This window comes from Chryseobacterium sp. MMO-72 (genome assembly GCF_037146035.1).
Classification (GTDB): domain Bacteria; phylum Bacteroidota; class Bacteroidia; order Flavobacteriales; family Weeksellaceae; genus Chryseobacterium; species Chryseobacterium indicum.
This window is the reverse complement of the sequence record NZ_JBBCWG010000003.1, coordinates 103621-118566: the sequence shown is the minus strand read 5'-3', so window position 1 is coordinate 118566 and position 14946 is coordinate 103621. Positions and strand designations below refer to the sequence as shown.

At 37.1% G+C, this 14946-nt stretch carries 15 protein-coding genes and 3 tRNA genes; 9 read left to right on the top strand and 9 right to left on the bottom strand.

Annotation, left to right across the window (positions count from 1 at the left end; translation table 11 throughout):
* Positions 1–161 precede the first annotated feature (161 nt).
* From WFH39_RS05755 to WFH39_RS05745, 3 genes are read left to right on the top strand one after another with little or no spacing between them, the layout of a single operon-like run.
* Positions 162–989 carry an MbnP family protein gene (locus WFH39_RS05755; RefSeq protein ID WP_336689129.1) on the top strand — a complete coding sequence of 276 codons (828 nt, stop codon included), beginning with the start codon at positions 162–164 and terminating at the stop codon, positions 987–989.
* On the top strand, positions 982–2058 hold the full coding sequence (locus WFH39_RS05750; protein ID WP_336689128.1) for a cytochrome-c peroxidase: 1077 nt from the start codon (positions 982–984) through the stop codon (positions 2056–2058). The genes WFH39_RS05755 and WFH39_RS05750 overlap by 8 nt, the downstream gene beginning before the upstream one ends.
* A gap of 6 nt (positions 2059–2064) precedes the next feature.
* Positions 2065–3006 (top strand): transporter, encoded by a 942-nt coding sequence (locus tag WFH39_RS05745; protein ID WP_336689127.1) that lies wholly within the window; start codon positions 2065–2067, stop codon positions 3004–3006.
* Between the two features lie 148 nt (positions 3007–3154).
* On the opposite strand, the gene WFH39_RS05740 is transcribed toward WFH39_RS05745, so the two are convergent.
* The 6 genes from WFH39_RS05740 to WFH39_RS05715 all read right to left on the bottom strand — a co-directional run bounded on the left by WFH39_RS05740 (position 3155) and on the right by WFH39_RS05715 (position 5474).
* A tRNA-Glu gene (locus WFH39_RS05740) sits at positions 3155–3226 on the bottom strand.
* Positions 3227–3320: 94 nt separating this feature from the next.
* Positions 3321–3392, bottom strand: a tRNA-Glu gene (locus WFH39_RS05735).
* Between the two features lie 11 nt (positions 3393–3403).
* Entirely contained in the window at positions 3404–3658 is a 255-nt protein-coding gene (rpsT, locus tag WFH39_RS05730) for a 30S ribosomal protein S20 (RefSeq protein ID WP_076391798.1), read from the bottom strand.
* 67 nt (positions 3659–3725) lie between these two features.
* Positions 3726–4046, bottom strand: coding sequence for a hypothetical protein (locus WFH39_RS05725; protein WP_214588311.1), 321 nt, complete (start codon positions 4044–4046; stop codon positions 3726–3728).
* 10 nt (positions 4047–4056) lie between these two features.
* Positions 4057–4131 (bottom strand) — tRNA-Glu (locus tag WFH39_RS05720).
* 56 nt (positions 4132–4187) lie between these two features.
* Positions 4188–5474 carry an N-acetylmuramoyl-L-alanine amidase family protein gene (locus WFH39_RS05715; RefSeq protein WP_336689126.1) on the bottom strand — a complete coding sequence of 429 codons (1287 nt, stop codon included), beginning with the start codon at positions 5472–5474 and terminating at the stop codon, positions 4188–4190.
* Positions 5475–5539: 65 nt separating this feature from the next.
* On the opposite strand from WFH39_RS05715, the gene WFH39_RS05710 reads away from it, so the two are divergent.
* The 4 genes from WFH39_RS05710 to WFH39_RS05695 all read left to right on the top strand — a co-directional run bounded on the left by WFH39_RS05710 (position 5540) and on the right by WFH39_RS05695 (position 9253).
* A complete protein-coding gene (locus WFH39_RS05710) occupies positions 5540–8128 on the top strand; it encodes a putative LPS assembly protein LptD (RefSeq protein ID WP_336689125.1) in 2589 nt (862 codons plus the stop codon).
* Positions 8129–8184: 56 nt separating this feature from the next.
* Positions 8185–8565, top strand: coding sequence for a RidA family protein (locus WFH39_RS05705; RefSeq protein WP_214588314.1), 381 nt, complete (start codon positions 8185–8187; stop codon positions 8563–8565).
* Positions 8565–9017 carry a hypothetical protein gene (locus tag WFH39_RS05700; protein WP_108409502.1) on the top strand — a complete coding sequence of 151 codons (453 nt, stop codon included), beginning with the start codon at positions 8565–8567 and terminating at the stop codon, positions 9015–9017. The genes WFH39_RS05705 and WFH39_RS05700 overlap by 1 nt, the downstream gene beginning before the upstream one ends.
* 68 nt (positions 9018–9085) lie before the next feature.
* Positions 9086–9253, top strand: coding sequence for a hypothetical protein (locus WFH39_RS05695; RefSeq protein WP_336689124.1), 168 nt, complete (start codon positions 9086–9088; stop codon positions 9251–9253).
* Positions 9254–9319: 66 nt separating this feature from the next.
* Here the strand turns inward: WFH39_RS05695 and WFH39_RS05690 are convergent, their stop codons facing one another.
* A complete protein-coding gene (locus WFH39_RS05690; protein ID WP_214591173.1) occupies positions 9320–10843 on the bottom strand; it encodes a trypsin-like peptidase domain-containing protein in 1524 nt (507 codons plus the stop codon).
* Between the two features lie 357 nt (positions 10844–11200).
* On the opposite strand from WFH39_RS05690, the gene trhO reads away from it, so the two are divergent.
* Together trhO and WFH39_RS05680 are read left to right on the top strand one after the other, a co-directional pair.
* Positions 11201–12568, top strand: a complete 1368-nt coding sequence (gene trhO, locus WFH39_RS05685; RefSeq protein ID WP_336689123.1) for an oxygen-dependent tRNA uridine(34) hydroxylase TrhO — start codon at positions 11201–11203, stop codon at positions 12566–12568.
* Positions 12569–12573: 5 nt separating this feature from the next.
* Complete coding sequence (locus WFH39_RS05680; protein WP_336689122.1) at positions 12574–13149, top strand: 5-formyltetrahydrofolate cyclo-ligase; 576 nt, start codon at positions 12574–12576, stop codon at positions 13147–13149.
* Here WFH39_RS05680 and WFH39_RS05675 read toward each other — a convergent pair.
* Together WFH39_RS05675 and WFH39_RS05670 are read right to left on the bottom strand one after the other, a co-directional pair.
* Positions 13098–13679, bottom strand: a complete 582-nt coding sequence (locus WFH39_RS05675; protein WP_336689121.1) for a hypothetical protein — start codon at positions 13677–13679, stop codon at positions 13098–13100. The genes WFH39_RS05680 and WFH39_RS05675 overlap by 52 nt on opposite strands.
* A complete protein-coding gene (locus WFH39_RS05670) occupies positions 13663–14841 on the bottom strand; it encodes a hypothetical protein (protein WP_336689120.1) in 1179 nt (392 codons plus the stop codon). Before WFH39_RS05670 ends, WFH39_RS05675 begins: the two co-directional genes overlap by 17 nt.
* Between the last annotated feature and the right edge of the window lie 105 nt (positions 14842–14946).

Sequence of the window (14946 nt, the reverse complement as noted above, 5' to 3'; positions counted from 1 at the left end):
GGCGATCCCCTTTCCCTGGCTTTTCCCGCTGCACGGGTCGGGCTGTCCGCTACTATCTTTTTTTAGATTCTTCCATTCGTCAGAATCCAAAAAAAGGATAACCGCTTCCATCCCTATCGCGATGGGGCATATCAATATATTTTATCACTAAAAAATCAACAATGAAAATCTATAAATTTTTATCATTATTCTTTATTGCCTTTACTTTATTTACCATTTCATCATGCAGAACCAACGACGACGATGAGGCAGCAGATTCCACTCCCGGAAACCTTCAGCTAAAATTCGAAAACGGATTCAATAATTTGGGAGACATTGTGCTGAACCAGACCACACAAACTTCCGTCAACGGACAAAAACACCAGTTTTCAACCCTGAAATATGTCATCAGCAACATCACTTTAATCGATGAAAACGGAGGAGAATTCAAATACCATTACAACGATCCTGACAACGGAGCCTTTATCATAGATCAGGCAGAAGCCGTTGCAGGAATTAATTACATCAACCTGAAAGAAATTCCTAAAAATAACTACAAAAAAGTAAGAATCGGTTTAGGCATCAGTCAGTCCGCTTATCTTTTGGGACAAAGCGGACAGGGAATTTTCTGGCAGAAAGCAAAAACCGCGGGAATGGCTTGGTCTTGGGCTGCAGGATACATCTTCACAAAATTGGAAGGTAAATACGGAACCTCTTCAGCTACTACAGAATTCATGAACCACTGTGGAAATATGGGAAATACTTCAGCAAACAATACACCCGATCTTTACCGTGAAATTACCCTTGATTTTCCTTCAACAGCAAGAGTATCAAAAGAAATAACCCCTTCCGTTCATATTCTGGCAGATCTTAATCAATATTTAAGCGGACAAACTGCTTTAACATTGGACAGTTCCAATGAGATGGCAATGGGATCGAACCAGCATCTGGTGAATGTGACGAACAATGTTTCAAAAATGTTTAAAGTAGACCACGTTCACAATGATTAATTGTTTCCAGCAATCCAAAAGAGGGCAATCCGGCTCTCTTTGGATTTTCCTGTTTTTTCTGGCTTTTGCATTAAATTCCTGCACAGGCGATGAGGTGATTGAACCTTTGCCAAAAGATGAAGCCTATCGTCTTGACAAACCATCCGGATTTCCGGAAATCACTTTCGATATTACAGGAAATCCGGTCACGGTGAATGGAGTAGCACTTGGGAAAAAACTCTTTTATGAAGGGAAATTATCCAGAAATAATACCATCTCATGCGGATTCTGCCATATTCAGGAATATGCTTTTACCCACCACGGTCATGCCGTAAGTCATGGAATTGATGACAGATTAGGCATCCGAAATGCACCGCCAATACAGAATATGGCATTTCTGAAAAATTATACATGGGACGGAGTAAGTCATAATCTGGACGAAAGATCTTTGGTTCCGATCACCACAGATTTTGAGATGGACAGTTCTCTTCCTGAAGCGGTAGGAAAATTAAATGCCGATCCGAATTACAAGAAAATGTTTAAAGCAGCATTCGGGGACGAAAATATTACCGGAGAAAGAATTCTCAAAGCAATTTCCCAGTTTATGACAACCATGATTTCCGCCGATTCAAAGTACGACCAAATGAAAAAAGGAAACGCGGTTTTCACTGCTGAAGAAAATCAGGGAATGGCTCTGTTTCAGAATAAATGTGCGGCTTGTCATTCGGGAGACTTATTTACCGACGAAAGTTACCGAAATACAGGAATGTATTATAATCCGCAGTTTGACGACAGAGGAAGATATCGTGTAACACTGAACTGGAATGATAATATGAAATTTCGGGTTCCGAGTCTCAGAAATGTAGAATATACCGCTCCGTACATGCACGACGGAAGATTTTACAGTTTAGAAGCAGTCATGAATTTTTATTCTGAAAATGTAGAAAATCAACCCAACCTCGATCCGTTGCTGAAACAAAACGGACACATCGGAATTCCTATGACCACTTCTGAAAAACAGAACATCATCGCATTTCTGAAAACGTTAAGCGATAAAAATTTTATAACGAATCCAAAATTTGCAGAATAATAAATCATGAAGAAGATATTTTTAACATTGGGTTTAACCGGATGTTTTTTTAGTCAGGCAAAAGAAATCCACGACAGTTTATTTATTCCAAAAGAATTTATTCCAATTATACTTGATGATTGTGATGCGTGTGGCTGTGCCGCAGGAAACGGTTCTTCCGGTTTTGAATCTTTACTAAATCCTCAGTTTATCGGCGTTAAATATTTTGCACAGCATTACAGAGCGAAAGAAAATTTATTCGTCAATAATCTTACGCAGGATCAGTATTTCAATACGCTTCAGCTTTGGGGAAAAATTCCGGTTGCTAAAAATGTAAGTGTATATGCAAGTATTCCGTTTCAGTTTCACACCAAGAAAACGTTACAGGGAGATATCAACATTGAAGGAATCGGGGATGCAAATGTGATGGGAATTTACCAGATCATTGATTCCAAAGATTCTTCCCATCAGCTTAACGGAGGTTTCGGTGTTAAAATTCCGATCGGAAAGTTTGATGAAAAAGGAATCACCGGAGTAAATCCGAGTTTTCAGCTCGGAACCGGAAGCTGGGATTATCAGATGGTTCTGAATTATAAATTTCAGAAAGATAAACTGGCGGTATTGCTGAACACCGATTATACTTTAAAAACAGAAAACAAAAAACATTACCGTTTCGGAAACCAGTGGAATTATGCAGCGACAGGATTTTACAGACTCTGGAAAAACGAAAACAGTATTTTATCCGGAAAATTCGGAATGCAGGGCGAAGTCTACGACTGGAACAGACAGTTTGGAGAAGTAATGCCTAAAACAGCCGGAAGCGCTTTATACGGAAAGCTGGGTTTTGAAGCCTCTTACAAAAAAATCAGTTTAGGAAGTGAAGTAATGCTTCCTGCTTACACAAATCTTGCCGGAGGAGATATTGAAGCCAAATCCCGATTCAGTATTTTCGTAAATTTCGGAATTTAGATTTAAGATATTCATTATTCTTAAAAACCTTCATTGTATAGTGAAGGTTTTTGTTTTTTCAGATTTTAGAATACCGTAATGAAGGATGAGGTGAATTAAATAGTATATTAATAAACAAAAAAAGAGATCCAATAATGAATCTCTTTTGTAGCCCGTAGGGGAATCGAACCCCTCTTACCAGAATGAAAATCTGAGGTCCTAACCGATAGACGAACGGGCCATCTAATTTCTACGAATAATCGCAGGGTTAGTTTTTTGTTTTTATAAGTTTCAACTCTTATCAATTACTAGGTTAGAGTAGTAATTAAGTTTTGTAGCCCGTAGGGGAATCGAACCCCTCTTACCAGAATGAAAATCTGAGGTCCTAACCGATAGACGAACGGGCCAACTATACTTATTAAGCTAGTTTATTAACGTGCTTAGTTAATTTGCTTTTTAAGTTAGCTGCTTTGTTTTTGTGGATAATGTTTTTCTTAGCTAACTTATCCAACAAAGAGATAACCTTTGGCAATTGCTCTGCAGCAGCAGCCTTATCTTCTTCATTTCTTAACACTTTCATTGCTGTTCTAGCAGTCTTGTGGTAGTATCTGTTACGAAGTTTTCTTACTTCGTTTTGTCTGATTCTTTTTAATGCTGATTTATGATTTGCCATATCGTTCAAATGTGAGTGCAAAAGTAAAAACTTTTTTTTTATCCTCCAAATTTATTTTCAAAAATTTTTAATTTTCTTCGGATAAATATTTTCTGAGTTTATCTATTGCCTGTTCTATTTTAATATTCTCTTCTTCTCTTTCTATTTTTTTGATAGTGTTGCTGAGCATTACTATCGCATTGTTCCATTCTCCAGTGGTATTGGTGAAGGTAAGTCCGTCAATCGTTACTTCAAAAGTGACCCTTTCTCCAGTCCTGTCAAGTCTGAAACTTATTTTATCATCACTGCCTGTTATCCCGCCTTCATTGATTTTTAAATCGTAACTTTTTGGGTTAGAGTGGATTTTCTTAAAAAGCAATTTTGCTTCTTGTATTTTTAAATCCGGCATGATATAAATTTGGTAGCCTATAGGAGAATCGAACTCCTGTTGCAAGGATGAAAACCTTGAGTCCTAACCACTAGACGAATAGGCCAAATTTTGAGGTTGCAAAAGTAATAATTAACTTTTTAACTTCAAAATTATTTTTTATTATTTGAAAACTTTTTGAATTACGGTATTCTTAATTCCTTTAGCCTCAAGATCTTTCTGTAATTTCACTGCATCCTCCAGAGAATACACTTTTCCGTATGTATAATAGAAAACTCCGCTTTCTTTGTTTCTTTCCACATCTTTCAGCGTCTGAAGAATGAAAGAATTTCCATTGAGTTTTTCACCAACGTATACTTCAATCGTATAATACCCTGTGCTCAGTTTTTGGTTCGGCATAAATCCAACTGCATATGCATTTTTAAACCCTGCATCTTTTGCCGTTTTAATGTTGATATCTCTTACAGAAGCAAGGTTGGTAACCCCGTAATAATATTTGTACTGTCCGTTCTCTTTGATAGGCAGGATATAATTTAACCCTTTTAAAGCAGGATCTCCATCGTTGTATTTTTCAGGAGAGCTAAGCAATAGGATTCTGAAATCGTTTTTCAGTGCTACTTCCGCCAGTTTATCCGGTTCAGGTTTTTTCACCACTGCCGAAACACCTGATTTCCTGTCGATTGCTTTTTTATAATCAATAATAGCCTGATAAATACTTTCCGAAATTTCCTCCTGTCCTTTTTCTGATGCCAGATAATGGCTTTCTTCGGGATGATTGATAAATCCGGTTTCAATTAATACAGAAGGCATCGCATTCATACGGAGAACGTGCAGGTTTTTCTGGAACACCCCGCGGGAACTTCTTTTGTCTTTATTCACAAAATTATTTTCTACCAGTCCGCCAAGAAGAAGGCTGGATTCCAGATATTTGCTTTGCTGAAGCTTCAGGGCGATTAAAGACTCCGGTGAGCTTGCATCATAAGAACCAAAGGTCTGCTTATCTTTTTCATCAAGGAAAATCACATCATTTTCTCTTTTTGCCACTTCAAGATTGGTGTCGTTCTGATCCGGTCCCTGTACATAAGTTTCTGTTCCGTACGCGGTTGGTCTTTTGGAAGAATTACAGTGTATGGAAACAAAAAGATCTGCTTTGCTTCTGTTCGCAAGATTGGTTCTGTCGGATAACGAAGGATATTCGTCGATCTTTCTTGTATAGATTACTTTAAAATCTTTATTTTTTTCCAGCATTGCCCCAACTTTAAGGGTAATAGCAAGCGTTACATCCTTTTCGGAGATCCTTCCGATATCGGTGTAGGTTCTGTTAGCTCCGTAATCACTTCCCCCGTGTCCGGCGTCCAAAACAATGGTAAATTTCTTTTGCGAAAAAATAAAGTTGGTAAACAGGATGAAGAGAAATGATAAAATTATTTTAAAATTTACTTTGTGCATCTTACAGTTTTAAAATTTATATTAATTTTGAGCCTTAATTGTTTACATATAAATATAACAAAAAATTGGTCAAAACCGTCTCCAAAAATATATTACAAATTTTAATTATCCTAATTTTTAACAATTTTTTAGCACAGCAAAAGCCTGAAAAATTGCCTGAAAATGCGGTTAATGATACTATTTCCAAAAAAGATACCATTGTTCTGAAAAAGGAGCCTCTGGAATCTGTGCTGCAGACAAAAGCGGATTATCAGAGAAGAGATTTCCAGAAAAAAATGGTGTATCTGAACAAAAATGCCCAGGTGAAATACCAGGATATGCAGATTGATGCAGACTATATTTCCATCGATGAGCAGAAACATCTCATGTATGCACGTGGGAAACAGGATTCTCTGGGTAAAATTATCGAGCCTGTTATTACAACGCAGGCCGGGAAAAAATATGAAACCACAGAATTTCAGTATAACACCTTAACAAGACAGGCAATTGCCTATAATGCAAGAACCGAAGAAAGTGAAGGGGTAATTACGGCAAACAAAACCAAAAAGTACAACGACAGTATCTTCGCGATGAGCCGCGCAGATTACACAACCGACGATTATTACATCAAGAAAAAAGATACAGCGGCAGATTATTTTTTAAGAGCAAGATATCTGAAACTTGTAAAAACAAAAAACAAATCTTCCATTGTTTCGGGACCGATTCAGATGTATATAGAGCAGGTTCCCACTCCGCTTATCATGCCTTTTGCGATTCTTCCTTTTTCAAGCAAAAGATCTGCAGGTATTCTGATCCCGAGTTTCGGGGAAAGACAGGATGTAGGATTTTTCCTGAATAGTCTGGGCTATTATCAGCCGATAGGAGAGCATTTCGATCTGAAAATTCTTTCGGATATTTATACGAAAGGAAGCTGGAATTTGCGGCCGGAGATGAATTATATAAAGAAATACCGCTATTCCGGAAATTTTTCTGCGGACATCGGAACCATGGTTCGCGGAATCAAAGGTCTGGATAATTACAGTAAAACAGGAACATACAGAATTGCGTGGAGACATACGCAGGATTCGAAAGCCAATCCTTTCCTCACGTTTTCGGCATCGGTAGATATTGTAAGTACAAAGTTTTATAACAATACACTGAACAACAATTATATCTTAAATCAGAATGTTTTAAACACCCAACAGAACTCTACGGTTACCATTACAAAGAGATTTTTAAAACTTCCGGTTACCATTACGGGAACAGCTTCGTATTCTCAGAATTTTGCAACCGGTTTATCAGATCTGCGTCTGCCGCAGATGAACGTGGCAATTAATCAGTTTTACTTATTTAAGTCAAAAACGGGAGTACGTGCTGGTCTGCTTGAGAATTTAACCGTAAATACTGGGGTGAATTTATCTAATTTTGTTCAGACCAATGAAGGGGAACTGTTTAAAGCAGCAATGTGGGATAAATTACAGACAGGAGTTAAAAATAACATTGCTTTAGGAACCAATACAACTGTTGCGAAATATTTCACATTCAGTTTAGGGGCGAATATTGATAATGCGTTAACTACAAAAACCATCAATAAATTCTACGATCCGCTTCAGAATAAAGTAATCACGGAAACCAATAAAGGAATTTCCGGATATTCTACATTTTCTACCACAGCAAGTATTCAGACGACTTTATACGGGCAGGCAAACTTTAAGAAAGGTTCTGCGATTGAAGCCATCAGACACATGATGACACCGAGTATCGGGTTTACCTATTCTCCGGATTTCGGAGGTTCCGGCTATGGATATTTTAAAAATTATTACGACGCGAACGGAGCTTTAACGCCGTATTCTATTTTCGAAGGCGGAATTATCGGAAGCCCGACCACAGGATTGGTGGGAGCTTTAGGCTTTAACATCGGAAACAATCTGGAAATGAAAGTAAAATCGAAAAGTGATTCTACAGGCGTGAAGAAAATAAAGATTTTTGAATCTCTTAACCTTTCCGGAAATTATAATTTTGCAGCAAAAGATCACCCTTTTTCTATTATTACGATTACGGGGCAGTCTTCTTTCTTTAATAATAAGCTAAGCCTTAATACGAGTTTATCTTTAGATCCGTATAAAATTATCTTCCTTCCGGGGCAGGATGCGGGAATCAGAACAGAGCAGTTCGGCTACTTCAGTGTTCAGGGATTCAATGTTCAGATGTCTTATCCTTTAAGCAGCGAAATTTTTGGTGAGAAAACAGACTATGCCAAAAAGTATAAAACGAAAGGTGAGGTTAGAAATGAAAATTATTATTTTGATGATGATAATTATGCGCATTTCAATCAGGCATGGACATTAAACGTAAATGCAAACTATGCCTACACGAAAAGTTCGGCATCCAGAACCCCGACCAAGCTTGCTTCTGTAGGGCTCGACGGGAGTATTAAACTTACCCCGTACTGGAACATCAATGGGAGTACGCACTATGATATGGTAACGCAGAAACTGGCATATACCCGAATTGGTTTTGCAAGAGATCAGCGAAGTTTTACTATTAATTTCAACTGGGTTCCTTTCGGGCAGTATAAAGTATATGACTTCTTTATCGGCATCAAAGCCAATATCTTAAGCGATGCGCTGAAATATAAAGACAGAAGTTTTACACAGCCTAATGCACCTTTCTAATATTTGATTCTAGAAATAGAATATAAATTTTATATTTGCATCCAAAATAAATTTTCATGAAAAAAGTAATCAACACTGTTAATGCTCCTGCTGCTATTGGACCCTATTCACAAGCCAATATGGCAAACGGAATATTGTATATTTCCGGACAGATCCCTGTAGATCCTGCAACCGGAAAGCTGGTAGAAGGAATTGAAAAGGAAACGCACCAGGTGATGAAGAATCTGGACGCTATTCTTAAAGAAGCAGGAATGACTTTTAAAAATGTTGTAAAAGCTACCATTTTCCTTAAAAGTATGGATGATTTTGCTGTAATGAATGATATTTATGCTTCCTATCTGGATGCTGAAAGTTTCCCTGCGCGCGAAACGGTACAGGTTTCCTGCCTGCCGAAAAATGTGGATATTGAAATTTCTATGATTGCACATCAGGATTAATGAACTTTATAAGAAATACAATTGCGGTTATCGTAGGTCTTGGAATTGCAGGACTCATTATTACTCTTGGGATAAGAGCATTTCCGCAATGGGTAAATTTCGACGCTTTTGCTCCGTTTGAGCATTGGCAGAGATTTCTTCAGAGCAAGCAGAACGACGGTGCGTTTTTCGGCTTTCTGCTGTTTATTTCCGGACTGGGAACTACAGTGGGAGGGGTGGCAACTGCCATTATCGTAAAATATGCTAAGGTGGCTTATGCTATTCTTATCGGCTTTATTATGCTTTTTATAGCCATGCTGGATGTTATTGTTTTCCCTTATCATCCTACCTTCTATAAAATCTCTATTTTTCTTACTTTCTTTCCGTTTTCGTGGATCGGAGGTAAAATAGTAGAAGTCATCTATGAACGAAAGAAGAAAAGAAGAATCGCTGAAAAAATGAATAAATCATAATTATAAAAACGTTGCAGGTTGCAGCGTTTTTTGTTTTTATATCAATTTCCGGAAAGTTTCTTACTAGGGTGCAGGAAGGTTTCCCGCTTTCCGGAAAGTTTGCTTCGGGGGTGAAACATTCTTTCCTGGTTCCCGGAAAAGCTGTTGCAGGGGTGCAGGAAGCTTTCAGTAAGGTTGGTCTGCCGATTTATTGTCCATATGTCTATTTCAATAAACAATATGTTTCTGAAGATTAAAAAAACTCGGCTGTCTCATTTGAGACAGCCGAGTTTTTGATATGAAGTGAAGTTTAGCTCTATAAATTAAGGCATTTTAAATCCTCTCTGATACCCTCTTCCGTAGTCGTCCATGTATTTGATCTGGGCAGTTCCCGTGAACTTATTTAGAATGTTTTCTACGTCTTTCTGTGAGTTTACAGGTTTTCCGTTGATCTCTGTGATGATGTATCCGTCTACGATTCCTGCTTTTGCCATTTCACCGCCTTCAATTACATTTTTGGCGATTACTCCGCTGTTCAGCCCATAATACGCTTTTGTTTTATCATCAATACTCTGGAAATCGGCTCCGATTTTTTCCGTTACACTAAGATCTGCTTTTGTTCTTGTAGAAGTTCCCCCTTTCTGATCTCTTAAAGTAACCGTTGTTGTGGAAGGTTTTCCGTTTCTCTGATAAGTTACCGTCACTTTATCTCCGGGACGTTTGCTTCCGATCGCAATGGAAAGATCAGCAAAATCTGTAATTGGCGTTGTATCAATCTGGGTAATGATATCGCCTACTTTTAATCCGGCATCTTCTGCGCCGCTGCTTTCTCCGAATCCTGTTACCAGAACCCCTGAACCGGATTTATAATTGGTCTTTTTATCTTTATTGTATGCTGCAACAAGCTGATCGTCTGAAAGATCTAAAGAAGTTACCCCTAAGAATCCTCTCTGTACGATACCGAATTTTTTGATGTCTTCAACAATTTTTCTCGCTAAGTTTGCAGGAACTGCAAATCCGTACCCTTGGTAATAACCTGTGGTAGACTGAATCGCGGAGTTGATACCAATTAAATCTCCGTTTGTATTGACCAAAGCTCCTCCTGAATTCCCCGGATTAATTGCCGCATCGGTCTGGATAAAACTTTCAATCGGATTGGCAGCTTTTCCCTGTGAACTTAAAATTCCGATTCCTCTCCCTTTTGCAGAAACAATTCCTGCTGTAACGGTAGAATTTAATCCCAAAGGATTTCCTACGGCAAGTACCCATTGTCCTACTTCAATATTATCAGAGTTTGCAAAATTTAAATAAGGCAATCCTTTTTCTTCAATTTTAAGAAGGGAAATATCGGTGTTCGGGTCTGTTCCTACTAAAGTGGCGATATAAGATTTTTTATTGCTTAAAACAACTTCCAGTTTATTCGCTCCTGCTACAACGTGGTTATTCGAAATGATATATCCGTCTGGCGAAATAATTACTCCCGATCCCATTCCTGAAGGCATATTATCGGGAACCTGCTGCTTTTGTCTCTGCTGTCCTCTTCCTCCGAAAGGATCTCCGAAGAAGAAATCGAACATATCCTGTTCAGAAGCTCTGCTTGTACTTCTGGACTGATAGTTTTTAATGGTTACCACTGCCGGAACTGTCGTTTTGGCAGCCTTTACAAAATCATCTCCTACTGCAGCAGAATTCATTCCCGCAAAGGAAACATTGGAAGATTTTGTAAAATATGATTGATCTGCACTGTTGGAATCGTGATTAAAATATTGTAATCCTCCAACGGTAGTAGCACCGGAAATAACTCCCACTACTGCAAATGGTAATAGTTTTTTTAAAGTACTCTTCATTGTATATCTTTCTTTGTTATTTATTGATGTTAACTTTTTCATTTTACTGTAAACAAATTTAATGCTAAATACGTATGCAATTGGTATGTAATGTTTCATTTTTAACTAAAATTTAACAGCAATTGCAATAATTTATGCATTATCCCATAAATTTTAAAATCTCAATTAACGATCCTTAAAAAAAACTTAATGACATTATGGCATATCGATGTTTGAAATGTCACAAGCTAAATCATGCTGACAATACGGAAGCCAAAAGAGTACCAATCTTAATGTATACCTGATAAATTTTATATTTTGGAATTATCTTAAAATAATTATCTTTGCAAAAATTTTCTCACTTAAAACGTTTATAGCATGCAACTGTACAACACCTTAAGCGCAGAAGAAAGAGCTCGACTAATTGATGAGGCCGGAAAAGAGCGCCTTACCCTATCTTTCTATGCGTATGCCAAAATTGAAGATCCCAAAAAATTTCGCGACGATTTATTTATAGCCTGGAATGCACTCGATGCGCTTGGTCGTATTTACGTAGCGCATGAAGGAATTAATGCACAGATGAGCGTTCCTGCGGATAATTTTGAGGCATTTCGCGACACTCTCGAAGTGTATGATTTCATGAAAGGGATCCGTCTGAATGTAGCAGTGGAGCAGGACAATCATTCATTTTTAAAATTAACCATCAAAGTCAGAAACAAAATCGTAGCCGATGGTCTGAACGATGAGACTTTTGATGTTACCAATAAAGGTGTTCATTTAAGAGCAAAAGAATTTAACAGTTTGCTTGAAGATCCGAACACGATTGTCGTAGATTTCAGAAATCACTACGAAAGTGAAGTAGGGCATTTTGAAGGAGCAATTACTCCCGATGTGGAAAACTTCAGAGAAAGTCTGCCGATTATTAACGAGCAGTTACAGGATTTCAAGGAAGATAAAAACCTTTTGATGTACTGTACCGGAGGAATCCGTTGCGAAAAGGCGAGTGCTTATTTCAAACATCAGGGTTTCAAAAATGTATTTCAGCTGGAAGGCGGAATTATTGAGTACACCCGTCAGATAAAAGAAGAAGGCATAGAAAGTAAGTTTATTGGTAAAAACTTTGTATTCGATCATAGATTAGGCGAAAGAATTACCGACGACATTATTGCGCAGTGTCACCAATGCGGAAAACCGTGTGACAATCATACGAACTGTGCGAACGATGCGTGTCATTTATTGTTTATCCAGTGTGATGAATGTAAAGCGGCGATGGAAAACTGCTGTTCGACAGAATGTCAGGAAACCATTCATTTGCCATGGGAAGAGCAGGTTGCTAAAAGAAAGGGTCTTCAGGTAGGAAATAAAGTATTCAGAAAAGGAAAATCTGAAGCTTTGAAATTTAAAAAGTCAGGAAATTTGCCGGATGCACCATTGGCAAAAGCTGAAACAAAAGATATCCGTCAGAAAATAAAAGTAAAAAAGACTTTGATCGGAAAGGCGGAACATTATTATTCAAAATCTAAAATTGCTCAGTTTTTAATTGAAAACAATGAACTTGCAGTAGGAGATAAAGTATTAATTTCTGGTCCTACAACGGGAGATCAGGAAATAACCATCTCTCAGATTTTTGTGAACGGAGCTTTCAGCGACGCAGCAAAAGCAGGAGATCAGATTACTTTCGAACTTCCTTTCAGAGTTCGTCTGTCTGATAAATTGTACAAAATCCTTGATTCTGAAAACGCATAAACACTATGTTAAAAGCAGAATTAAGAAAAAAATATATGCAAAAAAGAAAAGCCTTGTCGATTGATGAGGCTTTCTTGTTATCTGAAAAGATTTTTAACAATTTCATTGAATATTTCAAACCTTTTCAAAGCCAGAAAATCCACATTTTCATCCCGATTGAGAAATTTAAGGAAATTAATACACAGATTTTTATCGATTACTTTTTAAGCCAAAAGATCAGAGTTTTTGTCCCTAAAATTATTGAAACAAAACTGATCTCTGTTGAAATTTTTTCCGATACAGAATATGAATTGAATTCATGGGGAATTTCCGAGCCGGTTTCTAATGAAGATTCGGGAGTTTCGGACTTTGATTTTGTTATAACACCTTTGCTGTACTGCGATTCTAAAGGAAACAGGGTGGGATACGGAAAAGGTTTTTACGATGGCTTTTTTGAAACACTTTCGGAAAAGACAAAAAAAATCGGAGTTAATTACTTTAACCCCGAAGAAAATATCGATGATGTCTGGAAAAATGATATTCCGCTCGACTATTTGGTAACGCCGGATGATGTACTGTCTTTTTCAGGAGCATCCGAGTAAAATTTCACAAAGTAAAATTTAAATTCCTTGCTTTTCTGGGCAGGTTTTGATACCAAAGTGTATTGGGCATTTCGTTCAAAATTTCCCAACGATTTATTTTTATCCCCAAAATATTCCACATTGAATTTGGCGAAATTCAGCGTGTCTTTTTCCTTTATTTTCTGGAAAACATTCAGATTGCTGACGCGTACTTTTTTTACATTCAGGCTTTCGAGTTCTTTAAAAAGATCCTTAAAGGTAGTAGAATCAGACTTCTGGAAATACTTTTCTATTTTGGAATAAATTGCCGTATCAATTTCCGTATTTCTCTGTCCCGAAAGATATAAGGTAGACAAATCCAGAACATCCTGTACTTTTTGGGAGGTAATGGAATTAATAGCCTGTGTGCTATCCATTTTTACTGTCTTGTTGTTGGTATTTCTTAGTTTTTCCAGATCGCTCTGTCCTCCGTTTTCTTCCTTTTTAACGCACGAAGTCATGGTGAATCCTATAATTATGATAAAAAACAAAAAGTTATTTATTGTTTTCATTGGCTGAGATTTTAAATTTAATAGATACAATTTTTCCTTTGTTATCTGTTTTCATTTCGATAACATTAAGATTTTTAAGTGAAGTTGTAGGTGTAGTGACTAAAGTGATGTAATCTTCCTTGTCTAAAGTTTCAAGTCCGTAAATATCGCTGTCGTAAACCTGTGTAATTACGGCGTTATTGCTGATACGGTTTTCCAGTTGTCTTCTTTTCTGGGTGATAAGATCATTCTGCTCCTCAGAATTTCCGCCTTTTACATCCTTTGTGGAAAAATAATAAAGCGCCATCTTATAATCATCAGGTTTAAGTTCGATGGTTTCTTCTTCAGGGGCATTTTCCAAATTTCGGTTCACTTCGAGATATTCATAAAACGGAGAACTGATCTGCATTTTAAGATTTTTATCCTTTGTAGCATACCTGAAACATTCTCCGGGTTTTATTCTGTAAAGAATGGGAGATTCGTTTTCCTTGATTACCTTGATTTCTATTTCACGCTGAATGCTTAAATTTCTGTCGGCATCCGTAAAACAGTAGACATAAGTTTTTTGGAAGATCGCATCTTTAAATCCTAAAAGTCCGGTAAGAATTACTAAAATAGAAGTTACAATTGCCCAAACGTTCTTTTTGAAGAAATTTTTCTTCGGTTTTTCAGCTTCTGCTAAAGAAATTTTTTCAGTCTCTGAATTTTTAGTAATTAGTTGATTTTCAGATATTGTTTTTTGTAAATCTAAGTTTTCAGAGGCTTTAAATTCCTGTTTTTTATGTAAATCGTCATCTTTTGGCAAATCGAGTGATGCAGAAACTGTTTTTTCCAGTTCTTTAAGTTCATTGTCTTTCAAATCTTCATCATCCTGCAGCAATTCACCTGCAAAAAGATGCTGTTTTTTGAATTCATACCATGAGTCGTATCCCGCATAAATACTGAGTAAATTCAGCATATCAATTCTTGGCAGTTTGGTAACCGGCGAATTCTTAAAATAGGTATAGAAAGATTTTTCGCTGATGTTCCCTTTTGCCTTTTTTCTGAGATCTTCCTGAAAATAAATGATGTCGATACCCTTCCATTTCGAAATATCGTCATAGGAAGGAGTGTATTCTTTCAGATATTGAGCCTGGACATCCTTTTTCAACTGCTCAAAATGTAATAGATCTAAGTCCGTCAATTTATTCTAAAATGATTAAATTATTGATTATCAGTAATGTTTTTTTGTAAAACTATTTTACAAAGGTATTACAATTATTTTTCCTAAACAAATTTTCTATCTGCT